The sequence below is a fragment of the Paradesulfitobacterium aromaticivorans genome, assembly GCF_054657415.1.
Genome location: NZ_BAAHYT010000010.1, coordinates 1,073,953 through 1,098,297, shown reverse-complemented (window position 1 = coordinate 1,098,297; position 24,345 = coordinate 1,073,953). Strand labels below are relative to the sequence as shown.

Below are 24,345 nucleotides of genomic sequence, written 5' to 3'. Positions count from 1 at the left end.
TCCTACTGTTCTACCATCCTACCACTATAAACTTCTTTTTTATATTAAAGGCAGGAAAATACCTTGTCAATAACTAATTCGTGTTTCAAACACATTGCCATAAATTACCGATAGCACTTTTGGCAATTTTGCTCTCTAAATAGTGTTTTGTAAAAAGCCGTTGTCTAAAACTTAACCCTCTTGTCTCCTAATCTCCGGGTAATCTTTTGCTGATCAAAAAACTCGAGCAGGGGAACAGCGTACTTACGGGAAGTGCTCCATAGTTCGCGAACATCTGCCACCGTAACTTCTCCGTGCTCGTTTAAGTATGTGACGAGCGCTTTTTTTGCCTCCTCCAGCACTTGCTTTTCAAAGTAAAATCCCCCTGCCATACTCCAGTCTCCTAACTCCAAGAGATATTGGGCATATTCCACAGCTGATCCTTTGGGAATGCCGCAGTCTGCGGCAATAGCCTCAAGCTCGGGGGGAGTAAGCCTGGCTTCATGCCAGCGCCCGCGCAGGCAATCCAGCCTTTGCGCAATCCCTGACGACAGCTCTGCACCTGCCAGAGATTGGACTTTCCCGCCGCTGATCCGGTAATAGCCCCGCTTCGCTCCTTCCTCCAGTACTATCTGCCACCGGCGGTGGCCCCAGGACACCCCCAGGCCTGCCTTTAATTCTTCACGCCCGAGGCCAAGCCGCAAAGGGTATTCCTGCTCGTATTGTTTGACAATGGCACCAAGTTTCCCCCGCCAGGCTGTGGCAGGGGCTTTGGCCCAAAAAAGCTCCGACCCTTCTTCCTGCCAGATCTCCAACCTCTCCTGGTTTTTTAGTTCTCCGAGCAGTTCTTTAAGCTCTGCTACCGGAGCATGCAGGATATTTCCCAGTTCAGAGAGTGTGCGCGGCTCATTAAGTTCTTCTTCCAAAAGCTGTAAAGGGTCACCCTGATCTTTGAGTGCCATCTGCGCGAGTACTCCCTCTTTGAAGCGTTTCTGTTTGCGTTCAGACACCCCTAAAACTTTACCGCCGCCAATCGTAAATGCGGGGGAGTAAAAACGTAGCACGAACCGGTCTTCCGGCGCTGCCAGCACCGGGGATTCGAGCAGAATCTGAGCATACCCTTCCGCTCCAGGTACTAGTTCCTCATGTTCAAGCAAATGAATTCTGCCTAGCACTTCACTTGTCCCTAAGTGAAAACGCACTCTTTGCCTTTGCACGATAGGCTTGTCCGCAGATGCAAGATTTAAGAGTTTAAGGTCCAGGATATTTCCCACTTCAAAAGCTTTAGGAGTGGCCAACACTGCTCCCTTCTCGACCTCGGCCACCTCTACCCCGGCCAGATTTATGGCTACGCGCTGTCCGGCATAGGCTAAAATCACTTTTGTCCCATGAACTTGAAGGGAACGGACCTTAGTCAAGAGGTGCCCCGGTTCAATTGTTAATTCTTGACCAAGTTCTACGGTACCACTATAGAGGGTCCCTGTAACCACCGTCCCAAAACCCTGAACGCTAAAAACTCTGTCAAGGGGCATGCGCACCGGACCGTCAGCTTTTTTGCTCTCGGCCTCGTCCAACTGATCCTCGATAATTTGCATCAGTTCCGGTATCCCTGCTCCTGTTACGGCGGAGACAGGGCAAAGAGGAGCATCCTCCAGGAGCGTGCCCGCCAGGTCTGTCCGTATCTCTTCTACTATAAGTTCCTGCCATTCAGTATCGACGAGATCAATTTTGCTTAAGACTACAATCCCACGTTTTATTCCCAGCAAATTCAGAATGCTTAAATGCTCCCTGGTCTGCGGCATTATACCCTCATCTGCAGCGATCACTAACAGCACTACATCCATACCGCTGGCTCCTGCCAGCATCTGGCGCACAAAGCGTTCGTGCCCCGGCACGTCAACAATCCCAACCGACCGTCCGCTGGGAAGAGTCATGTGCGCAAATCCAAGTTCGATGGAGATCCCTCGCTGTTTTTCTTCTTTCAAGCGATCTGTCTCAATGCCGGTGAGAGCTCTTATCAACTCGGTCTTGCCATGATCAACATGCCCTGCAGTCCCTATTAGAAAATGGCGGTCATCCATTGTGCTCCCCCTCATTGCTGTGATTTTGGCCAAATGTGTGCAAAAACCTGACGCCAGCTCTTCTTAGCCCCTAACTTATGTTTATTGTCTAATCTTTTGGCCAGCTTCATTTCCCGTATAAATTCACTATAGCAGTTTAGCTGTTTATAGACAACAGCCAAATTATGATGGGGCACGCTATAATCCGGGTCCAGGGAAGCTGCCTTCTCGTAATATTCGCGGGCCTTGTCCACATCTCCGGCCTGGCGGGCCAAGTTGCCCAAATTATTATAGGCGTGAGGCAGGCCGGGATCACACCTTAAAGCATCTTCAAAACACCTTTCTGCCTCCTGAAACCGATTTTCCTTCGCATACACTACACCTAACTTATTGTGAGCCTGGGCATCCCCGGGGTTTGCCTGCAGGTGGAGTTTTAGTGATGACTCTGCTTCAGCGAGCTTCCCGGCTTCTATCTGCTCTAAGGCATGTTCATATAAAGAAGTCAAGCAAGTTCACCCCTCACACACTTTAGGATAGTTTACCCAATATCCGATGGCTAATCGCTAGTCGACTCCCATTTCACGGGAGTCATCTAGCGCCTAAGCCAGTTATAAAACAAAGTCGGCAGAAAGATGAGGCCAACGTAGCCAAAGATAGGGTAACCTATTTGTACTAATTGGGAAAATTTAATTCCAGCCATTGGCATTACCAAAGCGAGTAACAGCAAGGTACTTTGAGCGTAGCCAAGGTAACCGCCGGCTGCCACCCTGCTGACCAGACTAAACCCGTTTCCGATTGCTGCCGTTACCATAGCCAACCAGAGCACGACCATGTATAAGAATGCCGCCCATTTTCCAAGTTTTCCGGCTACAGCTACCATCGGAATTTCCAGACCCTGCACTTCCGGGAAGCGCAAGAGAGCAAGCGCAATGACCAGGGCAAATGCCCCCAGGGCAAGCCCGCCCAACATCGCGCCCATACGCGCCCCGGGTTTATGAACTTCTTTGCCCAGGGAGGCAAAAACCACCATCGCCAACGTCAGGTTAAAGGAAACATAAAGCACGGCAGCCAAAATCCAATTATTTACTATCGGATTTGACAGTTGGGCTACTCCTTCACTTTCACCGGGATGAGCCCACAATACCACCACAACCCCTATACCCAAACAAAATACAAACTTAAGAGGTATTAATACTGTATTAATCCATAAAACTCCTTCTCCCCGTTGCCAGAGCGCTGCAGCTATCACCACCCCGGTCAGAAAAATCCCTGCCCAGCGCGGGAGCGCAAAGTACTGTTCAAAGAGGGCACCCGCTCCGGACAGCATGGCGAGCATTCCTATAAATAACAGGACACTGACAAGAACGTCTGCACGTTGCCCCCATCTATGCCCAAAGAGGCGTCTGAAGAACTGAGAGTAGGAATATATTTTCCAACGCTCCTGCAGATCTAACATCATCCAGCCCAAAAGTGCAAACAAGCCTGCGCTTATAATTATTCCCCAGAGCCCGTATGCCCCGTAACGGGCAAAGAACTGCTGAATCTCCTGGCCCGAGGCAAATCCCGCTCCCATAACAGCCCCGACATAAGTAGCCGCGACTTGAAAAGCTATTCTCCAGCTCATGTACTTCCCTCCTCGCATCATGCATATGGGCTAAAAGCCTATCTCATGCATAAATGGTTTGAGGATTGGAAATATTCTAAGAGAATACCTAAAATGAAAGCGCAGGGCCTTACCGTGAATTTACTCTCAGTTTTCACCGAACCACAGAAATTGAAGGCACATATGGACGATAACCTAGGCACAGCCAAACTGGAAAATCGTTTAATCAACTTGTTTCAGTCAGCACAGCAACGACCAGCCATTGTGCTATGTATCGGTACTGATCGTTCCACGGGGGATTCCCTGGGGCCGCTAATTGGCACTAATCTCAGCCGTTTGGGCCTGCCCCAACTCAATGTTTTCGGCACTTTGGATCAGCCCGTGCATGCAACTAACTTAGTGGAACATTTAACCATGATCGATAAATCTTTTGTAAATCCGTTTGTTATTGCGATCGACGCCTGCCTGGGAAGATTAGATTCAGTAGGCTGTATCACCCTGTCAGAAGGGCCGCTGCGTCCGGGGGCAGGGGTACATAAGAATTTACCTGAAGTGGGCGAAGCCCACTTAACCGGGATCGTAAATGTCGGCGGTTTTATGGAATATATGGTCCTGCAGAACACCCGCCTCAGCTTGGTATGGCACATGGCAGAATCCATGAGTTCAATCATTTCCCACGCCTATGTTAAAAATCGGTGTGCCCAGTAGAATTACCCATCGGATAACTTCTCCCGGGCAAGCGCTTTCGTTATAGTCTCCTGTTCTTCCTTACTCAAGTTATAGCTGGACTCTCCCTTAATTAGAGGTTTAGCGTAAACACGCGATTCCTCCCGGCTATGTATTGAAGAGAGTATTACTCCATCCCCTACCTGATTAAGTATTGCCAAGGCAAAACTGAGATCACTACCCATGTTTTCGAAGGCATTATAACGCAGTAATTCAGTTCTGTCGATCGAGCGTCGCACAGCAGTTTCCGTGCGCTCTAGTCTGGCATCCGCTGCGCTCAGCCTCTTCTCCAGGCTTTGAACTTTAGTCACATATTGTTCAAGCATTTCATCCAGGTTCTTACCTGAGAGAAATGTCTGCAAAGCTAAGTAAGCAGTTTCAAATTTTTGCAAGCGGCGTCTGAGCATTAGCACTGTTATTAGCATAATTATAATCAATACTGCCAGAACTCCGATTACCAGCCAGATAATCATATCTAATTGCATTTAGTTATCCTTCTTTCGTTCATCCGATATTGAGAGCTGTTAATATTAGGGTTAATGGGATGGCTGCGAATATTGCAGGCAGGAGATTCCCCACCCTAATCTCAGTTATTTCCAATATGTTCAGGCCAATCCCCAGGATCAATAGGCCTCCTGTCGCACTCATTTCCGCTATCACGGTGCTCGAGAGAACCCCTTGGATCAAACCCGCTGAAAGCGTTATTCCTCCCTGATATAAAAAGACTGGCACGGCAGCAACTATTACTCCTGCCCCCATGGAGGACGCAAACACCACAGCAGAAATACCATCAAGCATTGATTTTGCATACAGAATACTATGATTGCCTTTAATCCCGCTCTCTAAGGAACCCATAATTGCCATAGCACCCACGCAATATATCAGGCTGGCCGTGACAAATGCTTTTGTAAAGCGCCCAGACTCCCCACCGTGGGAGATATTTTTTTCTAGCCACTGCCCGAACCGGCGCAAACGCAGCTCAATATCTATTATTTCCCCCATAATCCCTCCTATAACCAGGCTTGCAATAAGCACAAGGGGGTTTTGGGTCTGCAAGGCCATGCTTAAGCCAATCAGGAGCACTGCTAAGCCAATCCCTTGGATGACCGTAGTTTTTATCTTATCAGTCAAGGCCCTGCCGAACAATAGCCCGAGCAAGCCTCCCATCACGATTGCAACCGTATTTACTATTGTACCGAGCAAGGTATTCTTGTCCTTTCTTTTATAGTATTCCGACATCAATGTTCCACGTGGAACAATTACCTGGAATTCTGCGGCTAATGTTCCACGTGGAACATTCTTATTCTATTTCAATCTTCCACAAGTCTAAAAGGCGATTCAGTTCGTCTTGAGAGAAGTACTCAATCTCGATCTTCCCGCGTTCCTCACTGCCGTTAACACGAACTTTGGTCTGGAATACAGATCTCAACCTGTCTTCAACTCCGCGCAAGGCCGGAAGAAGTTGCTTTGTAACCTTAGTCTCAGCCTTTTTCCCACCGAGACTATTCAACAGTTCTTCCATCGCCCGTACTGAAAGTTGTTCGCGCGCAGCCTTGTCCGCTATCAGAACTTGTAAGGCCGAGTCATCCAAACCAACCAGTACTTTAGCATGCCCTAAAGAAATTTTTTCCTCTCTTAATACCTTTAATACCGGCTCCGGCAGCTGAATAACGCGCAACAAATTTGCTATGGTGGGCCTGCCTTTCCCGACTTTCTGCGCCACTTGCTCCTGTGTCAGGTTAAACTCATCCATCAGCCTGCGGTAGGCCAAACCCTCTTCCACAGGAGAAAGATTTGCCCGCTGAATATTTTCGACCAAGGCTCTTTCCGTCATTTCTTGCACGCTGCACTCTTGCACAATACAGGAGATTTTCTCAAATCCGGCTAAGCGGGCAGCCCGAAAACGGCGCTCCCCCGCAATAATCATGAACTTCGAACCGTCGGGCCGTACTAAAATGGGTTGGAGCAAGCCGTGCACCCGCAAAGAATCCGCAAGCTCCTTCAAGCTTTCCTCATCGAACTCTCTACGGGGTTGATCCGGATTAACTTCAATGTCCCGCATGGCTAGCTCCCGTATCCCCTCAGTCCGAGGCCCCTCGTCCGGAATTAAGGCTTCGAGTCCTCTTCCTAAACCCTTTTTAGACACGCTCCAAAACCTCCTTCGCTAAATCCCTGTAAACTTCCGCACCTCGCGAACGAGAATCGTAAAGCACAATCGGTTTCCCGTGGCTCGGAGCCTCTCCTAACCGGACATTACGCGGGATAATAGTCTGAAACACCTTGTGCCGAAAGTATTTCTTAACCTCATCCACAACTTGAATAGCTAGGTTGGTGCGCGCATCAAACATCGTAAGTAAAGCCCCAATAATGTTTAGCCCAGGATTAAGAGATTTGCGCACCCTTTCGAGCGTATTCATAAGCAGGGTTAAGCCCTCCAAGGCATAATACTCACACTGAACCGGAATAAGCACATCCGTGGCAGCTGTCAAAGCATTAAGGGTAAGCAAACCTAATGACGGAGGACAATCGATAAATACAAAATCATATTGCTCTTTAACCTGAGAGAGCGCATCTTTTAACTTCGTCTCCCGCCCTTCCAGCATAACTAACTCTATCTCCGCCCCCGCTAACTCGATGCGGGCCGGAGCAATCTTCAAATTTCGGGAATCTGTTTTCTCTAGGACATTTTCAAGCGGTACTTCGTCAATAAGTACATCATACACACAGTGCGTCAGCTTATGTTTAGGGATTCCCAGCCCGCTGGTAGCGTTGCCCTGCGGATCTAAATCAACAAGGAGCACTCTCTTGCCCAATTCAGACAGACAAGCACTCAAATTAATAGCAGTGGTAGTCTTGGCAACACCTCCCTTTTGATTGGCAATGGCAATAACCCTGGTCATAAGTGCGCACCTTCTTTTCTCCAAACTTACCCCTATTCACGGCAAAACTGAGACATCCCCTAGCGATTTGCAATTGCAGTCGCTGCTCCCTCCTTATAGTACCAGAAGCACCCACAGAAAAAAAGCGCCCATCCGGGAGCTACGAAAATATTCACAGCTTATAATAGAGTTGGCAGGCTGCGCCTAGCCCAAAGGCTTCTTTCCAGGTAGCCCAGGCTTACGCGGGTAGGCCGGGGGAGTAGACCGCATTTTCTCTACCACGATCACAGCGCGATGTTCTGCCTCCTCACCTAAGCTGAATTTCTCGACCGCGCTGATTCTACATCCTAATATTTCCAGCGCTTTACTGCTTTCTGTGACCTCTTCCTCAACTTGTGACCCTTTGGCAGCTAAAAAACGCCCTCCAATCTTTAGCAAAGGAATAGCATATTCAAGGAGCACCGGAAGCCGCGCAACTGCCCGTGAAGAAACGTAGTCAAATTGCTCGCGATAGTCCTTATTTCTGCCTGCCTCCTCGGCCCGGGCATGAACCGCGCACGTGGCCTTTAAGTTAAGTTCCTTAATCACTTCCTGTAAAAACTCAACCCTTTTACCCAGGGAATCAATGAGTACAACCTCAAGCTCAGGCAGCCAGATTTTGAGGGGAATACCCGGGAACCCTGCCCCTGTGCCAATGTCGGCAAGCCTTCCGCCACTAAGCCAGCGTGCCAACGCCAGAGAATCGATAAAGTGCTTAAGTATAACTCCCCTTGGTTCGACAATACTCGTCAAATTCACCCTCTCGTTCCAAAAAACAAGCATATCTCCATAGCGGCAGAATTGTTCAACTTGCACAGAACTGAGCTTAACCCCCAGCTTGGCCGTGGAGGTTTCTTCCAAGTAGGCAGCAAAATCTTTAAACATTGCCCGAACCACCTCTGCGCCTTTGTTCGAGATAGACGAGAAGTACAGATATATCTGCCGGAGTAACCCCGGTGATACGGGAAGCCTGCCCAATATTAGACGGCTGAACTTCCATCAGCCTCTGCCTGCCCTCCGTGGATAAGCCACGGATATCTTCATAAAGTAAAGAAGGCGGAAGACTGCGCTCCTCCAGCTTAGCAAACCGTTCGATTTCCTGCACTTGCTTTCCTATATATCCGTCATACTTTAGTTCAATCTCTGCTTCTTCTAAAATTTCATCATCCCAGTCCGAACTCGCCGGGAGGAACTCTTTAAGGTGTGAAAGGGTAATCTCCGGTCTCTTTAATAAATCAGCAGCACTTACTCCGCTCCTAAGCGGAGCAGATCCCGAGCGCTCTAACACTTCCTGCACATCTTCTCTCTGAGGGGAAAACATGGAGCCTTGCCATAGTAATTTTACTTTTTCTAAGCCTTCCCGTTTTACGCAAAACCTCTGCCAGCGCTCATCACTTACCAGCCCAATTTCCCTTCCTTTGGCGGTTAAGCGCAAATCCGCATTATCCTGGCGCAAAACCAGCCTGTATTCAGCCCGGGAAGTTAAAAGCCTGTACGGCTCCTTAATCCCCTTTGTCACCAGATCATCCACCAGCACGCCCAAATATCCATCAGATCGTCTAAGAACAAAAGGTTCTTGCCCCAGGATCTTAAGCGCAGCATTAATTCCGGCTACTAACCCTTGAGCTGCAGCTTCCTCATACCCGGAGGTGCCGTTTAACTGCCCGGCGGTAAACAAGCCGGGCAGTTGCCTTACCTCAAGCGTCAAAGCCAATTGGTGTGGTTTGACATAGTCATATTCAATCGCATACCCTGGGCGCAGCATCTTGACATGCTCCAGCCCGGGAATGCTTTGCAAGATCTCGACCTGAACCTCTTCAGGCATGCTGGTGGAGAGTCCAGCTACATACATCTCGTTATTTTCCCAACCTTCAGGCTCCAAGAAAATCTGATGTGCCTCCCTATGCGCAAAACGCACAACCTTATCCTCAATCGACGGACAGTAGCGGGGGCCAATGCCCTCGATTTTCCCACTGAAGAGAGGGGCACGGTAAAGGTTATTGCGAATAATCTCATGAGTTTGAGAGGTGGTGTAGCCTAGCCAGCACGGAACCTGTTTGCTTGCGTCTCCCTGCCAAAACTTGCTCACAGTGGGCAGGAAGGAAAAGCGCCAGGCCCGTTCATCTCCCGGCTGGATAGAAAACTTGCTAAAATCCACCGAAGGCTTGTGTATCCGCGGCGGAGTCCCGGTCTTGAACCGGCCCAGTTCCACCCCAAGTTCGCACAAATTATGTGACAGGTTAACTGCAGGCATCTGGCCATTAGGCCCGCCTTCATACATGGCGGCACCTACAATGATGCGGCCGCGCAAATATGTGCCGCTCGTAACCACCACACTCCGGCTCTCAAAACGGGCCCCCGTACGGGTAAGGACTCCTGCGATTCCGCCCTCCTGCACAACCAGCTTTTCAACCAAGGCCTGGATCAAAGTTAACTTGGGCTCGGCCAACAAGACAGCAAGCATCCGGCGGTGATAAGCCTTCTTGTCTGACTGCACGCGCAGGGCATGGACCGCCGGCCCTTTGCCGGTATTAAGCATTCTTACCTGGAGCGAAGTCTCATCCGCTACTATCCCCATCTGCCCGCCCAAGGCATCAATTTCGCGTAGCAAGTGCCCTTTAGCCGGTCCCCCGACCGAAGGATTGCAAGGCATATGGGCAACAGTGTCAAGATTAAGGGTCACAAGTAAAGTTTCACACCCCATGCGGGCAGCGGCCAAAGCTGCTTCACACCCGGCATGCCCGGCACCGACAACGATCACATCATATTTTCCGGCAAAGTACTCCATTTAACCCTGTCCTACTTTCCTATACAAAATCGGGAGAAAATAGTTTCCAGGAGATTTTCCTGAATTTCATCTCCTGTCATTTCAGAGACCGCCTGCAGCGCCTGGCGGACATCTATTGATAATATGTCCCACGGGACTCCGCTTTCCACTGCAGTTAAAGCAGAACCCAGAGAGGAACGACAGCTTTCTAAAGCGGAAATTTGCCTGACATTAGACAAAAGGGGTTCATCCTTACTTAACGCTTGCCCACGATACACCCTGCTTTTAATCTCTGCTTCCAGTTCCTTAAACCCCAGACGCTTATGTACGGAAAACGGAATCCAAGTTCCCTGATCAAAGCTCGGCGCAAATTCTGCCCGGTCTTTAAGCAAATCGACCTTATTGGCTAAAACGATAACTCTGTCAGGCTGTTCTTCAATAATTTTCTGCTCCTCCGGCGCTAAAGAGCTGTTAGCTCTAACTACCAAGAGAATAAGATCCGCTTTGTCAATCGAGCGCCAACTCCGTTCAATGCCCAATCGTTCGACCGGGTCAGCACTTTCCCTTAGACCGGCAGTATCTATAAGCTGCAACAAAATCCCGCCAACATTTACACCTTCCCGAATTTCATCGCGGGTTGTCCCCGGTATGTCCGTGACGATGGCCCGCTCTTCCTGCACCAGGGAGTTAAGCAAGCTTGACTTACCAACATTAGGCAGCCCCACAATTGCGGTCATAAGCCCCTCGCGCAAGATCTTTCCTGTTCTGCTCCCGGCCAGAATCTCGTCCACCTTAATCAGAATAGCCTGAAGGCGCTCTTGCAAAGCCTGTCTGTCTAAATCCTCAACATCATCTTCAGGAAAGTCGATCCCTGCTTCGATAAAGGCCAGTATCTCCAAAACCTGTTCCCGCACGCCCAGTATTTTATCCGAGAGCCCACCGCTTAACTGAGCAAACGCCAGCCGGGACCCTCCTTCAGTGCGCGAACTTATAAGGTCGATAATAGACTCAGCCTGAATCAAATCCAATTTCCCATTCAGAAAAGCCCGTTTCGTAAACTCCCCGGGTTCGGCTAAGCGTGCACCGCACTTGAGGGTAACTTCAAGCAGCCGCTGCGCCAGATAAGGGCCGCCGTGGCAATTAATCTCAATCACATCTTCCCCGGTATAAGAATGAGGACTGCGCATACGGCTAACCAAAACTTCATCTAATTTTTGCCCGCTATCATGGAATAATCCTAAATGCAAGGTATAGCTCTTACTCTCTAGCCAGCGTGCAGAATTATGCGGCTGAAAACAAGCGTTAATAATCTTTTGCGCCTCCGGCCCGCTGAGGCGCAAAACGTGAATACTTGCTTCCCCAAAGGCCGTTGCTAGGGCAACGATCGTATCGTCCATTACATGTTCATCTCCGTTATCTATCCCTAAAATAAAGAAAACTTGGCTTGCGCCAAGCCTTAGGGCGCAGGCGGAAGCCTTAGTTGCACTTATGCACCCACAAACTTATACTTTCTGAGATGTAAAAATTAAAGGGGGCAACCCCCCCTCATTAAAACCTAAGAAATATCTCTGCTCCTTTTAAGTGAAATCACCACCCGGCGATTCGGTTCTTCCCCTTCACTGAAGGTGGAGATTCTATACTCTTCTTGCAAAGCGGTGTGGATAATCCTGCGCTCATGAGGATTCATGGGTTCAAGTACAACGCGGTTGCCGGTGCGTTTAACTTTTTCCGATAATCTTTTAGCTAACCGGATCAGGGTCTCTTCCCGGCGCTGACGATAGCCCTCAACATCAACAATAATCTTAACCCTTTCTGACAACTGCTTGCCCACAGCAAGATTAGTCAAATACTGAAGCGCATCGAGCGTATCTCCCCTGCGCCCTATTAAAATACCCAATTCCGGTCCGGTAATATCCACATGCCAATGTACATCACGCTTATTTACATTACAAACAGCATCCACACTCATGGTTTGGCATATTTTTCCGATAAACTCACAGGCCAAGGCACCCGGATCGTCTTCATAAGACACTTTTACTCTCGCTAATTTGGTGCCCAAAAGCCCGAACAATCCCTTTTTAGACGGTTCTTCAAGAATCTCTATCTGGGCACGTTCCCGTTCTACTCCAATTTCCTGAAGGGCCGCTGTAATAGCGTCTTCCACCGTCTTGCCCGTCTTTTCTGCGACTTTCATGCACGATCCCCCTCACCGCAATCCATTGACTATGCAGGATTTGCCTCTTTATCCTTATTGAGTTTCTTGTTAATAATAAGCTGCTGCAAAATAGACACTATATTCATGGTAACCCAGTATAAGCCAAGTCCGGCAGGTACTGTAGCACTAATATACCCTAAAAAGACCGGCATAATATAAAGCATCATCTTTTGGGTCGGGTCCTGGGAAGCATTCGGACTGGTAACCTTCGTCTGGAAAAAAGTAGTGGCTGCTGCTAACAAGGGTAAAGTAAGATGGTATGGCGAAGTGAACCCATAGACTTGCGTGAGATTGTAACCCAGAAAATTAGCACTGGCGGCGCTACCATACGGAAAATGAAGTAAAGTACTATAGAGAGCCCAAAATATCGGCAGTTGAACTACGAGTGGCAAACAACCTCCTGCCGGGTTCACCTTATTCTCTTTGTACAATTCCATTATTTTAGCATTCGCTTCTTGCGGTTTATCCTTGAATTTCTTTTGAATTTCTTTAATTTTCGGCTGCAGATCCACCGTTTTGCGCATGGAAACCATCTGCTTCCATGTTAATGGGAAAATCAAAGTTTTAATAATGATCGTCAACAGAATAATAGCGACCCCATAATTAGCTAAGCCTACGATCGATGTTAAATTATAAAGCCACTTTAATAGCTCAGTCATCCATTCAACAATTATATTCACAAGAGCCCTCCTTAAACTGGATCATAACCTCCGGGATGAAACGGGTGACATTTCAAAATACGAACGATGGATTTCCAGCTTCCTTTTACCAGTCCGTATTTGGTTAAGGCCTGAACTGAATATTCGGAACATGTCGGATAAAACCGACATGAGGGCCGTTTCAGAGGAGAAATGAATTTTTGATAAAATTTTATTAATCCTATAAAAATTTTTTTCATCTAATCATCTCTTACCTATTTTTCTTGACGCTTAGTCAATAGTCAGTCACACCTCAAAATAAAAACCTCAAACTCACAGATTAACTGACCTTTTTTAAGCAGTGCGATTTACGCTTTTAATATTTTGGCTTTTTTTAGAGTCTGAAGGATTGAATATTCGACTTGAGCATAAGAAACTCCTTTGATTGTGGAGCGGGCAATTAAGATTAATTGAAAATCTTCGATCAGGTTGTCCAAATTAAGCCTGATAATTTCGCGCATCAATCTTTTAGCGCGGTTTCTGTGGACTGCATTCCCAACTTTTTTTGAAGCGATAAAACCGAATTTGCGCGGACCTTTAAGCACATAAATTACGGCATATTTCCCGGGATAACTCCTACCGGCAGTAAATACAGCCTTAAATCCTGACCGCTCGCGTAAGCGTAACTCCCTTTTAAGCATACTTCCTCCATTATGTACTCTTAGATCCTTATTCTATTTTTGCTCTCGCATACACTCTTTAAACATCCACAGCCCAAGATTTCAAAAAGTAACAAATCTAAAAAATCGGACGACACAGAAATAGCGAAAAAAAGGCCACAATACTGCGGCCTTATGCTGATAATTTTTTCCGCCCTTTTAAGCGACGACGTTTAATTACATTTCTTCCAGTCGTAGTGCTCATACGCTTTAAGAATCCATGAACGCGCTTATGGCGCCGGTTTTTTGGTTGATAAGTCATTTTCATTTAAGAAGACACCTCCTTTTGCACAAACAGAAGACATTCTCCAACGATTATACTCTAATTTTTTTTGACATGTCAAGCTAATCAAATACCCTGTGGATAAGTACTGGATATTGTACTAGTTATTCACTGTGAATATTAAGTGGAAAGTACCACTCTACCTGTTGATAACCCCAAGGAAAATTGATATCATGTTTCTGCGAAGTCTTTTTATCCCTATATAATCTTTAGCGGTCAATCCACAGACTCAATAACTGGGAAGTTATCCACAAATGTGTATAAGTTTGTGTATAACTTTTTTATTGTCATATTTTCTATACCTTATTTATCAAGGGAGGTCAATTAATGCCACCCCATAACAATTCTTTTTTCGCCATTTGGCAAGAAACACTTGCCAAATTAGAAGGAGAACTCTCGAAGCAGAGTTTTGACGTATGGCTAAGTTCAACACGCTTAGTCGATATACAGGGAGATACGTTAATCATAAGCGTTCCTAATGAATTTGCTAAAGATTGGTTGGAAAGCCGTTATTCCTCTCTTATCCGTTCGGCTGTCCAACCCATTCTTGGCCATTCCGTAAGCTTAGTCTTTTATATTCCAACCGGGAAAGATCACTATGAAGTTATACCGGACCAAACCGTCACTCCGGCTGTCCAACCTCAAGAGCGCTTTCCGAATTTCCTCAATCTCAAGTACACATTTGACACCTTTGTCATCGGGAACAGCAACCGTTTTGCCCATGCTGCCTCTCTCGCTGTGGCTGAATCCCCTGCCAAATCTTATAATCCTCTGTTTATTTACGGTGGTGTGGGTTTAGGAAAAACCCATTTAATGCACGCTATTGGGCATCATGTTCTCGAACATTCTCCGAACGAACGGGTGCTCTACGTCTCCAGTGAAAAGTTTACGAACGAGTTAATTGACTCAATTAGGGATAAAAAACAAATCGAATTTCGCAACAACTACCGTAACGTAGATATTCTTCTGATTGATGACATTCAGTTTCTGGCTGGCAAAGAACAGACTCAAGAAGAGTTTTTCCATACCTTTAACGCACTTTATGAAGCGAACAAACAGATAATTATTTCTTCTGACCGCCCTCCTAAAGAAATCCCTACCCTTGAAGACCGTCTCCGTTCCCGCTTTGAATGGGGGCTTATCACAGATATTCAAGCACCTGACCTGGAAACGCGAATTGCTATTTTACGTAAGAAAGCTAAACTGGAAAATCTCCAAGTTGCGAACGAAGTCATGGTTTTTATAGCTGATAACATTCAGTCTAACATCCGGGAACTTGAAGGAGCCTTGATTAGGGTTATGGCTTACGCTTCCCTCAGTAAAAGCCCAATAACTCCGGAAATTGCCGCCAAGGCTCTCAAAGATATCCTTCCTCTTAGTACGCCTAAAGAAATTAGCATTGAAATGATTCAAAAAGCAGTTGCGGATTATTTTCATCTTTCTTTGCCTGAATTTAAGGCCAAGAAAAGAACACGCACAGTTGCTTTTCCCCGCCAGATAGCAATGTACCTTGCACGCGAACTAACAGACTGTTCGCTGCCCAAAATAGGAGAAGAGTTTGGCGGACGCGATCACACCACAGTTATCCATGCCTATAACAAAATCGCCGAAAACTTAGGGAATGACCCACTTTTAGAAAAAAGGGTAAATGAAATTATTAAAAAAATACAATCCGCTTAACCTGTGGATAGTTTGTGACTATACCCTTAATAACATCTGAATAATTTATGGGCACACACAAAACTTGCTAACATGTGGATAAATACAAAGGGTTTATGCACATGTTATGCTAAGGAAAAGCAAGGACAGAGGATGCCCTTGCCCCAGATATCCACATTTAGACAAGCTATACTACTATGACGACTACATTTATATTATTATTATTGTATAGCGTAACTTATGCCAGAGAAAAAAGTTTAAAATTTCAGGAGGTAGCACATGAAAATTTTATGCACCAAACATGATCTCTTAACCGGAGTAAATACGGTGCAAAAAGCGGTGTCCAGCAAGAGCACGCTTCCAATCTTGCAGGGCATTCTTTTAAAAGCCGAGAATCAGAAGCTCGTCTTTGCAGCTACTGACTTGGAAATAGGAATAAGGTGTGAAGTTCCAGCCAACGTCATGGTTGAAGGAACGATCGTTGTACCTTCCAGGCTTTTCGGAGAAATTGTGCGTAAACTTCCAGACGTCATACTCTCATTGGAGCTTACAGACAACACGCTTAAAATTGAATATCAGCAATCAGATATAACGCTCAAAGGGTATGATGCTGAAGAATTTCCCTTGCTTCCGGAATTGATGGATGCAGTGTCTTTCACAATTCCCACAGCCTTGTTAAAAACCATGATTAAGCAAACCGTGTTTGCCTGTAGCAGCGAGGGCAGCAGACCGGTCTTTACCGGACTCCTGATGCAGATCGAAGGGGGCTCAATTCGGCTCGTGGCCACAGACACTCACAGATTAGCTTACCGGATAGCAGAGATTCCCGGCCAGGACGAGCTGCATTTTTCCGGAATAATACCGGCTAAGACAATGTCGGAAATATATAGACTTTTACGGGAAGAAGATGAGATTTTAAACATCCGCTTTAATAAAAATCAGGTTGAATTTGAATTCGGAACAGTAAGGCTTCTTTCACGTTTAATAGAGGGACAGTTTCCAAATTATAAACAGGCAATACCGCAAGCCTGCGAAACAAAAGCATATGTGTCTGTACGTGCTTTTCTCGATGCGGTGGAAAGGGCTTCCTTGATGGCCAGGGACAGTCATGTAGGAAATATTGTCAGGCTTACCCTCACTAACGAGAGTATGCACATAGCTCAGACTTCAGAGATGGGCAAAATTCTGGAACAAATAAACATAGGCATGGACGGCAAAGAAATAGGAATTTCTTTTAATGCTAAATTTATTATGGACGCTTTACGGATTCTGGATACAGACGATATCGTCATTGAATTATCCGGGCCATTCAGTGCGGCAGTCATAAGGCCTCTTGAAGATCCCAATTATCTTTATCTTGTACTGCCCGTTCGCACTGCGTAAATCACTTTATGATTATAAAAGGACTTGTTTTAGAAAACTTTCGCAACTACCAGCAAGAACAGATTAAATTAATAGATGGTATTAATATTTTCTATGGTGAAAACGGCCAGGGTAAAACCAACCTGCTCGAAGGGCTTTATTTTCTTTTGACAGGGAAATCCTACCGGGTGCAGCGCGAGCAGGAATTAATCAGATGGGGTGAAAAGGGGTTTCGGCTTAAGGGAGATTTTGTGGTCAGGGACCGCCTTATTCGTTTAGAAAGCCGCTATGCTGACAGGCGGAAAATCCTAAAAATAAACGATCTTTCCTGCCGCAAGCTTTCGGAATATGTGGGTACAGTAAATGTAATATATTTTTCGCCGGACGATTTGATTTTGGTCAAGGGGGGGCCAGGTGAGCGCAGAAGGTTTTTGGACTTTCATATAGCACAAACAAAACCGGGGCATATTAGTTTGCTCAATTCCTATAATAAGGTGTTGGAGCAAAAAAGAGCGCTCCTAAGAAGCAATATCAGTATCAACACCAAAAAAGCTCAGCTTTCGATTTGGAATGAAGAACTCGTTCAGTTCGGAATAAAAATAATTCTTAATCGCTCGCTGTTAACCCAAGAACTGCAGGAAGCCTCTGCTCACTTTTATAAACATATCTCTGAAGGGCGGGAACAGATGGAGATTTTTTACCGCCCCCTGGGTTTTAACAATCATGAAGAGGCAACTTCAGCTTTTCCACAGGTGCTGGAAGAGAATGTTGGGCATGAAATTGAGCGCCAGGCCGTATTAATCGGTCCGCATAGAGATGATCTCGCTATCTTGCTTAATCAGAAGCAGGCCCGTCTCTTTGCTTCGCAAGGACAGCAGCGTTCTTTGGTTCTTAGTTTAAAGCTTGGAGAAATGGAGCTGATTAAGACCAAGAAAGGGGAATATCCCCTGTTACTGCTTGATGATGTTCTGTCTGAACTTGACCGTTTTCGGAGAAAATATTTATTAGAATTCATTTATTCTTCCTCGATTCAGACAATGATTACGATGACCGGAGCTGAAGAAATGCCGACCGGATCTTTAAGCCGCTATGCAGTACGGCAGGGACATGTCAGGAGGGAAAATTAAGTGTTTTTACATTTAGGTGGAGATTTTTTGATTAATCAGGAAAAAATCGTGGCCATTTTAGATTTTCAAAGTTCATTAACAAGCGGAAGCGCGGAAAATTTCCTGCATAACATTAAGGATTCCCAAAACGTTTATTATGTTTCAGAGCAGGGAAAAGAAAAATCTCTGGTGGTAACTACTGATGGCTATTATGTGTCTCCGATCTCATCTACAACCCTGCTTAAACGATCCTTGTCCCTGGTTGAAAAGGATGACTAAGCTTCCAATAATTGAACAATACCCTAATTTATCGTATAATAAAAAGGTTAAAGGTTTAGTTGGGGGGAACGGCTTTGCCAGATATTACTGAAGCACAAGATATTAATAATCTCAGTGAGTATAATGCGGGACAAATCGAAGTTCTGGAAGGATTGGAAGCTGTTCGCCGACGTCCGGGCATGTACATCGGAACGACCAGCAGTCGGGGTCTGCATCATCTGGTGTATGAAATAGTTGATAACAGTATTGATGAGGCATTGGCAGGTTTTTGCGACCGGATTGATGTAACGATTCATAAGGATAACAGTGTTTCTGTCATAGACAACGGCAGGGGGATTCCGGTCGATATTCATCCTAAGATGGGCAAACCTGCAGTGGAAGTCGCTTTGACCGTGCTGCACGCTGGGGGCAAATTCAGTGGTGGAGCTTATAAAGTATCAGGTGGCTTGCACGGGGTTGGCTTAAGTGTGGTGAACGCTTTGTCCAAATGGCTGGTGGTAGAAGTAATGCTGAATGGTAATATTTATCACCAGGAGTATGAACGGGGCAAAACAATGACCGAACTTAAAATAACCGGTAAAACCAAGGGGAAAAAGAGCGGCACCAAAATCGTATTTGCTCCGGACCCGGAGATTTTCGAAGAAATAATTTTTGAGTTTGAAATTCTTGCCCACCGCTTGCGCGAACTTTCTTTTTTGAATAAAAATGTTACAATTAACCTCTTGGATGAACGCACAGACACCAAAGAGGTTTATTTGCACACCGGTGGAATCAAAGATTTTGTCCGCTATCTTAACAAAAATAAAGATGCGCTCCATCCTAAGCCTATTTATTTTGAAGGGGAAAAGGACACGACTCAGGTCGAGGTGTGTCTTCAGTATAATGATGGATATTCGGAAAATCTTTTTTCCTATGCCAATAATATTAATACACAGGAGGGCGGAACACATGAAGCGGGATTTAAGGCCGCTTTAACTAGGGTCATAAATGATTATGCGCGCAAGAGCAATCTGCTTAAAGGCAATGATGCCAATCTTTCCGGGGAAGATATTCGCGAAGGTATGACAGCGGTTATCTCCGTTAAAGTGCATGAGCCCCAATTTGAGGGGCAGACCAAGACCAAACTGGGTAACAGTGAAATTAGGTCAATCGTGGATTCAATTACCGGGGAAGGTTTGGGAACTTACCTGGAAGAAAATCCGCAGGTGGCCAAGCGTGTGATCGAAAAGTCCGTACAGTCGGCACGGGCTCGTGAAGCTGCCCGCAAAGCCCGGGAACTGACCAGGAGAAAAAGTGCCTTAGAGAGTACTTCCCTTCCGGGCAAACTGGCGGATTGCTCGTGGAAAGATCCGGATCTATGTGAGATGTACCTGGTCGAGGGTGACAGCGCCGGCGGTTCAGCCAAGCAAGGCAGGGACAGACGCTTTCAGGCTATCCTCCCTCTGCGGGGTAAGATCTTGAACGTGGAGAAAGCGCGCCTGGATAGGATCTTAGCAAACGAAGAAATCAGAGCCATGATCACAGCCATGGGCACAGGGATTTCAGATGACTTTGATTTAGGCAAGGCACGTTACCATAAACTTATCATTATGACTGATGCTGATGTTGACGGTTCCCACATCCGCACTCTGCTTTTGACTTTCTTCTATCGGTATATGCGCCCGCTGGTAGAAAATAATTATGTTTATATTGCGCAGCCCCCTCTCTTTAAGATTAAAAAGGGTAGGGATGTGCACTATGCTTACAGTGATGAAGAACTTGGCAAAACTTTAGCTCAGATTGGGAAAGAAAAATCTGAAGTCCAGCGCTATAAAGGCTTGGGAGAAATGAACCCCGAGCAGCTTTGGGAAACGACCATGGATCCAGCCAAACGTACGATTTTACAGGTTAAAATGGAAGACGCGATCAAAGCAGATGAACTTTTTACAATTCTGATGGGAGATAAAGTAGAACCGCGCAAGGAATTTATCTACCGCCATGCCAAAGACGTGCGCAATCTGGATATTTAAAGGAGTGCAGTGAATGTCGATCGAACTCCAGGGAGGGAAAATCCTTCCGATTGAGATTTCTGACGAAATGCAGCGGTCTTTTATAGATTACTCGATGAGTGTTATTGTGAGCAGGGCTTTGCCTGATGTGCGTGACGGGCTTAAACCAGTGCACAGGAGAATCCTCTACACCCTGCACGAGTTGGGGATGACCCCTAACAAACCATACAGTAAATCAGCACGCTTGGTCGGAGACTGTATGGCTAAGTTTCATCCCCACGGAGACTCTGCCATTTATGATGCAGTCGTGCGCATGGCCCAGAATTTCGCCAGCCGTTATCCTCTGATTGACGGTCACGGTAATTTTGGTTCCATTGATGGGGATTCTGCTGCCGCCATGCGGTATACGGAACTGAGAATGTCTAAGATGGCTACCTATATGCTAGCAGATTTGGACAAAGACACCGTTGATTTCATCCCTAACTATGACGAGAAACAAGAAGAACCGAAAGTTCTGCCCTCTAAGTTCCCGAACCTACTTGTTAATGGTTCCTCAGGCATTGCGGTAGGGATGGCGACCAATATTCCTCCGCATAATCTGGTGGAAGTGATAGACGGGTGTGTGGCCTTAATTGATGATCCGGAGCTAGGCCCGAAGGATCTAATGAAATATATTAAAGGGCCTGATTATCCCACCGGCGGCACCATTATGGGTACGGACGGAATCATAAGTGCCTACACCACCGGCAAAGGGAGCGTTAAGACCCGGGCTAAAGCGCATATCGAGCACATGGAAAAGTCCGGCAAAATGCGCATTCTTGTCACAGAAATTCCTTACCTAGTAAATAAAGCGAAGGTCATAGAAAAAATCGCAGACCTGGTCCGAGAAAAGAAACTGGACGGGATTACGGACCTTAGGGATGAATCTGACCGCACCGGAATGCGCATTGTGATTGAACTGAGGCGGGATGTCAATCCGCAAGTGATTTTGAATCAGCTGTATAAACACACGCAATTGGAAGAATCCTTTGGGATTATTATGCTGTCCTTGGTCGATGGGCGACCGCAGGTTTTGAATCTCAAAGAAATGCTCCATTACTTTATCGAGCACCAAAAAGAAGTCATTGTGCGCCGTACCCGTTTTGAATTGAATAAGGCGGAAGCGGAAGCCCATATCTTAGAGGGCTTGCGCATTGCTCTGGACAATATTGATGCGGTGATCGATACGATCCGTTCTTCGAAGGATGAGCCTGAAGCCAAGGCTAACTTAATGAGCAGGTTCGGGTTAAGTGAGAAACAGGCGCAAGCCATTGTGGATATGCGCTTAAAACGCCTGACCGGCCTGGAAAGAGAGAAACTCGAAAGCGAGTATCAGGAACTCTTAAATACGATATCCTATTTGCGCGCAGTTTTAGCTTCAGAAAAAATGGTGTTCGAAATTATCAAATCCGAGTTAACTGAGATTAAACAGAAATTCGGGGATGAACGGCGGACGAAGATTTCCTTTGATGAAAGCAAGATGGTACTCGAGGATCTAATTGCGGAAGAAGATGTCGTGGTCACCGTGACGCACGATGGTTATATTAAACGCCTGCCTCTGAACACTTACCGCAGCCAGCGCCGCGGCGGCAAGGGCGTTCATGGCATGGCTACGAAAGAATCGGATTTTCTTGAACATCTCTTTATTACTTCAACTCATCATTATATCCTGTTCTTAACCTCCCAGGGGAAAGTATATCGCCTGAAAGCCCACGAACTTCCCGAAGCGGGGCGCACGGCCAAAGGGAACGCTATCGTCAACCTTTTAAATTTGAACCAGGACGAGAAGATTACAGCCGTTATGGCTATCAAGGAATATAATGATAAGGAATTTCTTCTAACTGCCACCAAGCAGGGGATAGTCAAAAAAACCCGGCTTTCAGAGTACGATTCCGCCCGTAAGGACGGCCTGATTGCTCTGACTTTGACTGAAGGGGATGAACTTATCGGAGTGCGCCTGACTCACGGGAATGATGATGTGCTTCTGGCTACCCGCCGTGGTTTGGCCATCCGCTTTTCAGAAGAAGAAGTACGGGAAATGGGACGCACCGCGCGCGGGGTCAAAGGAATAAACTTAAGCCGTAACGATATTGTAGTCGGCATGGATGTGGTACGGGATGATGCGGAACTTTTAACCATGAGTGAGAACGGGTTTGCCAAACGTACCGATTTAAAAGGATTCCGGGTTCAGGGCCGCGGTGGCAAAGGAATAATTGCCGCTAAGACTAATTCCAAAACTGGAACGCTGGTAGGGATTAAAGTTGTAAACCAGGAAGATGAACTTATGGTTATTAATTCGGACGGAATAATCCTGCGCCTAGAAGTAGGCGGGATTTCCAAGCAAGGACGTTCAGCGCATGGAGTAATGGCCATGCGAATTGGGGAAAGTAAAGTTGTGGCCATTGCTAAAGTAGTGATTAAAGACGAAGATGGAAATAATAGTGATGAGGACCTAAATTGACAAACCCTTACCGAGGTGTTACCATGTCATTCGAAATTGAAATAGGTTAGAGGGGGAAGGAAAATGGCGGAAGTGGGTTCTTGGAAAGTTAAAACAGGGTTAGCGGAAATGCTTAAAGGCGGAGTCATCATGGATGTGACTACCGCTGAACAGGCTAAAATCGCTGAAGAGGCAGGAGCCTGTGCGGTTATGGCCTTAGAGAGGGTACCGGCTGATATTAGGGCTGCGGGTGGCGTAGCGAGAATGGCCGATCCGAACGTGATCTTACGCATTATGGATGCGGTAACGATACCGGTCATGGCCAAGGCCAGAATAGGTCATTTTGTCGAAGCTCAGATTTTAGAGGCTCTGGGAGCGGACTACATTGATGAAAGTGAAGTTTTGACTCCGGCTGATGACTTATACCATATTGATAAAAACCAATTCAAAGTGCCGTTTGTGTGCGGCTGCCGCAATCTGGGGGAGGCCCTGCGCCGAATTGGCGAAGGTGCGGCCATGATCCGCACCAAAGGGGAACCTGGCACCGGTAATGTGGTTGAAGCCGTACGCCATATGCGCACGGTTATGAGCGAAATACGGCAATTAACCACGATGCCCAAGGAAGAATTGATGACGGCAGCCAAAAACATGGGAGCGCCCTATGATTTGGTTCTGTATGTGGCAGAGCACGGCAAGCTGCCGGTTGTTAACTTTGCGGCGGGCGGGATTGCGACTCCGGCTGATGCAGCCTTAATGATGCAGCTCGGTGTTGACGGGGTATTTGTCGGTTCCGGCATTTTCAAATCATCCGACCCGAAATCCCGGGCCAAAGCGATCGTGCTGGCAACGACGCATTATAATGATCCCAAGACATTGGCTGAGATCTCCAGGGATCTGGGAGAACCGATGCCCGGTTTAGAGATATCCACAATTTCCGCAACTGAGAGGATGCAAGATCGGGGTTGGTAATATGAAACGGCGCGTTGGCGTCTTAGCCTTACAGGGGGCTTTCCGCGAACACCGTTTAGCCCTAGAGAATTTAGGCGTTGAAGTGGTAGAAGTACGTAAAAAGAGTGAGCTGGAAGAAATTGACGGCTTAATCATTCCAGGCGGGGAAAGCACCACCATGGGTAAGCTTTTGAAGGTAGACGGCCTGGGAGATGAGATAAAAGAATTAGCAGCCAAGGATCTGCCGATATTTGGCACTTGTGCTGGTATGATTATGTTGAGTAAAAGGATCAGCCAAAGTGAGCAATACACCCTTGAGCTTATGGATGTGACTGCCGAACGCAATGCTTTCGGCCGCCAGATTGCCAGCTTTGAAACGGATCTTAAGGTTCCGGCCCTAGGGTCTGAACCGGTGCGCGCGGTATTTATCAGAGCGCCTTATATTAGGGATATTGCGCCTAATGTAGGGATTTTAGCGGAATACGAAGGCAAAGTAGTTTTTGCCCGCCAGGGCAACATGATCGCGAGTGCTTTTCATCCGGAACTCACACCCGACCGGCGCGTCCATCAATACTTTTTGGATATTGTCGAGGAATATGCCAGCAAGTAAGGCAAG

General features: G+C 46.7%; 24 protein-coding genes. 9 read left to right on the top strand and 15 right to left on the bottom strand.

The window, feature by feature from the left end:
- Nucleotides 1–164 precede the first annotated feature (164 nt).
- The 3 genes from selB to ACYQ2N_RS11065 form a co-directional block, all read right to left on the bottom strand.
- Complete coding sequence (selB, locus tag ACYQ2N_RS11075) at nucleotides 165–2,060, bottom strand: selenocysteine-specific translation elongation factor (RefSeq protein ID WP_459999289.1); 1,896 nt, start codon at nucleotides 2,058–2,060, stop codon at nucleotides 165–167.
- Between the two features lie 11 nt (nucleotides 2,061–2,071).
- Nucleotides 2,072–2,545: a tetratricopeptide repeat protein gene (locus ACYQ2N_RS11070; RefSeq protein ID WP_459999288.1), complete on the bottom strand. Its 474-nt coding sequence runs from the start codon at nucleotides 2,543–2,545 to the stop codon at nucleotides 2,072–2,074.
- 86 nt (nucleotides 2,546–2,631) lie between these two features.
- Complete coding sequence (locus ACYQ2N_RS11065) at nucleotides 2,632–3,663, bottom strand: YkvI family membrane protein (RefSeq protein ID WP_459999287.1); 1,032 nt, start codon at nucleotides 3,661–3,663, stop codon at nucleotides 2,632–2,634.
- Between the two features lie 93 nt (nucleotides 3,664–3,756).
- Between ACYQ2N_RS11065 and yyaC the strand changes: the two genes are divergently transcribed.
- Entirely contained in the window at nucleotides 3,757–4,350 is a 594-nt protein-coding gene (gene yyaC / locus ACYQ2N_RS11060) for a spore protease YyaC (RefSeq protein WP_459999286.1), read from the top strand.
- A 2-nt stretch (nucleotides 4,351–4,352) separates the two neighbouring features.
- Here yyaC and ACYQ2N_RS11055 read toward each other — a convergent pair whose 3' ends face one another.
- From ACYQ2N_RS11055 to rpmH, 12 genes are all read right to left on the bottom strand, one after another.
- Complete coding sequence (locus tag ACYQ2N_RS11055; RefSeq protein ID WP_459999285.1) at nucleotides 4,353–4,853, bottom strand: DUF4446 family protein; 501 nt, start codon at nucleotides 4,851–4,853, stop codon at nucleotides 4,353–4,355.
- A gap of 19 nt (nucleotides 4,854–4,872) precedes the next feature.
- Nucleotides 4,873–5,571 (bottom strand): DUF554 domain-containing protein, encoded by a 699-nt coding sequence (locus ACYQ2N_RS11050; protein WP_460000518.1) that lies wholly within the window; start codon nucleotides 5,569–5,571, stop codon nucleotides 4,873–4,875.
- Between the two features lie 97 nt (nucleotides 5,572–5,668).
- Nucleotides 5,669–6,514 carry a ParB/RepB/Spo0J family partition protein gene (locus tag ACYQ2N_RS11045; RefSeq protein WP_459999284.1) on the bottom strand — a complete coding sequence of 282 codons (846 nt, stop codon included), beginning with the start codon at nucleotides 6,512–6,514 and terminating at the stop codon, nucleotides 5,669–5,671.
- Complete coding sequence (locus ACYQ2N_RS11040) at nucleotides 6,507–7,268, bottom strand: ParA family protein (protein ID WP_459999283.1); 762 nt, start codon at nucleotides 7,266–7,268, stop codon at nucleotides 6,507–6,509. The genes ACYQ2N_RS11045 and ACYQ2N_RS11040 overlap by 8 nt, the downstream gene beginning before the upstream one ends.
- 183 nt (nucleotides 7,269–7,451) lie before the next feature.
- Nucleotides 7,452–8,171 carry a 16S rRNA (guanine(527)-N(7))-methyltransferase RsmG gene (gene rsmG / locus ACYQ2N_RS11035; RefSeq protein ID WP_459999282.1) on the bottom strand — a complete coding sequence of 240 codons (720 nt, stop codon included), beginning with the start codon at nucleotides 8,169–8,171 and terminating at the stop codon, nucleotides 7,452–7,454.
- Nucleotides 8,164–10,074, bottom strand: coding sequence for a tRNA uridine-5-carboxymethylaminomethyl(34) synthesis enzyme MnmG (mnmG, locus tag ACYQ2N_RS11030; RefSeq protein ID WP_459999281.1), 1,911 nt, complete (start codon nucleotides 10,072–10,074; stop codon nucleotides 8,164–8,166). The genes rsmG and mnmG overlap by 8 nt, the downstream gene beginning before the upstream one ends.
- An 11-nt stretch (nucleotides 10,075–10,085) precedes the next feature.
- Nucleotides 10,086–11,450: a tRNA uridine-5-carboxymethylaminomethyl(34) synthesis GTPase MnmE gene (mnmE, locus tag ACYQ2N_RS11025; RefSeq protein WP_459999280.1), complete on the bottom strand. Its 1,365-nt coding sequence runs from the start codon at nucleotides 11,448–11,450 to the stop codon at nucleotides 10,086–10,088.
- A gap of 158 nt (nucleotides 11,451–11,608) precedes the next feature.
- Entirely contained in the window at nucleotides 11,609–12,247 is a 639-nt protein-coding gene (gene jag / locus ACYQ2N_RS11020; RefSeq protein ID WP_459999279.1) for an RNA-binding cell elongation regulator Jag/EloR, read from the bottom strand.
- Between the two features lie 29 nt (nucleotides 12,248–12,276).
- Nucleotides 12,277–12,948, bottom strand: coding sequence for a YidC/Oxa1 family membrane protein insertase (locus ACYQ2N_RS11015; protein ID WP_459999278.1), 672 nt, complete (start codon nucleotides 12,946–12,948; stop codon nucleotides 12,277–12,279).
- Nucleotides 12,949–12,959: 11 nt separating this feature from the next.
- Nucleotides 12,960–13,166, bottom strand: a complete 207-nt coding sequence (gene yidD / locus ACYQ2N_RS11010) for a membrane protein insertion efficiency factor YidD (protein WP_459999277.1) — start codon at nucleotides 13,164–13,166, stop codon at nucleotides 12,960–12,962.
- Nucleotides 13,167–13,274: 108 nt separating this feature from the next.
- Nucleotides 13,275–13,607: a ribonuclease P protein component gene (gene rnpA / locus ACYQ2N_RS11005; RefSeq protein ID WP_459999276.1), complete on the bottom strand. Its 333-nt coding sequence runs from the start codon at nucleotides 13,605–13,607 to the stop codon at nucleotides 13,275–13,277.
- A gap of 151 nt (nucleotides 13,608–13,758) precedes the next feature.
- Nucleotides 13,759–13,893 (bottom strand): 50S ribosomal protein L34, encoded by a 135-nt coding sequence (gene rpmH / locus ACYQ2N_RS11000; protein WP_459999275.1) that lies wholly within the window; start codon nucleotides 13,891–13,893, stop codon nucleotides 13,759–13,761.
- A gap of 342 nt (nucleotides 13,894–14,235) precedes the next feature.
- Between rpmH and dnaA the strand changes: the two genes are divergently transcribed.
- The 8 genes from dnaA (at nucleotide 14,236) to pdxT (ending at nucleotide 24,339) form a co-directional block, all read left to right on the top strand.
- A complete protein-coding gene (gene dnaA, locus ACYQ2N_RS10995) occupies nucleotides 14,236–15,588 on the top strand; it encodes a chromosomal replication initiator protein DnaA (RefSeq protein WP_459999274.1) in 1,353 nt (450 codons plus the stop codon).
- A 258-nt stretch (nucleotides 15,589–15,846) separates the two neighbouring features.
- The gene (gene dnaN, locus ACYQ2N_RS10990; protein WP_459999273.1) at nucleotides 15,847–16,950 is read left to right on the top strand and encodes a DNA polymerase III subunit beta; all 1,104 of its coding nucleotides are present in this window, start codon (nucleotides 15,847–15,849) and stop codon (nucleotides 16,948–16,950) included.
- An 8-nt stretch (nucleotides 16,951–16,958) separates the two neighbouring features.
- Nucleotides 16,959–18,056 carry a DNA replication/repair protein RecF gene (gene recF, locus ACYQ2N_RS10985; protein ID WP_459999272.1) on the top strand — a complete coding sequence of 366 codons (1,098 nt, stop codon included), beginning with the start codon at nucleotides 16,959–16,961 and terminating at the stop codon, nucleotides 18,054–18,056.
- Nucleotides 18,057–18,314 (top strand): extracellular matrix regulator RemB, encoded by a 258-nt coding sequence (gene remB, locus ACYQ2N_RS10980; RefSeq protein WP_459999271.1) that lies wholly within the window; start codon nucleotides 18,057–18,059, stop codon nucleotides 18,312–18,314.
- Nucleotides 18,315–18,388: 74 nt separating this feature from the next.
- Nucleotides 18,389–20,323: a DNA topoisomerase (ATP-hydrolyzing) subunit B gene (gene gyrB / locus ACYQ2N_RS10975; protein WP_459999270.1), complete on the top strand. Its 1,935-nt coding sequence runs from the start codon at nucleotides 18,389–18,391 to the stop codon at nucleotides 20,321–20,323.
- Between the two features lie 13 nt (nucleotides 20,324–20,336).
- Nucleotides 20,337–22,802 carry a DNA gyrase subunit A gene (gene gyrA / locus ACYQ2N_RS10970; RefSeq protein ID WP_459999269.1) on the top strand — a complete coding sequence of 822 codons (2,466 nt, stop codon included), beginning with the start codon at nucleotides 20,337–20,339 and terminating at the stop codon, nucleotides 22,800–22,802.
- Nucleotides 22,803–22,865: 63 nt separating this feature from the next.
- On the top strand, nucleotides 22,866–23,750 hold the full coding sequence (gene pdxS, locus ACYQ2N_RS10965) for a pyridoxal 5'-phosphate synthase lyase subunit PdxS (RefSeq protein ID WP_459999268.1): 885 nt from the start codon (nucleotides 22,866–22,868) through the stop codon (nucleotides 23,748–23,750).
- 1 nt (nucleotide 23,751) lies between these two features.
- Complete coding sequence (gene pdxT, locus ACYQ2N_RS10960) at nucleotides 23,752–24,339, top strand: pyridoxal 5'-phosphate synthase glutaminase subunit PdxT (protein ID WP_459999267.1); 588 nt, start codon at nucleotides 23,752–23,754, stop codon at nucleotides 24,337–24,339.
- The last annotated feature ends 6 nt before the right edge of the window (nucleotides 24,340–24,345 follow it).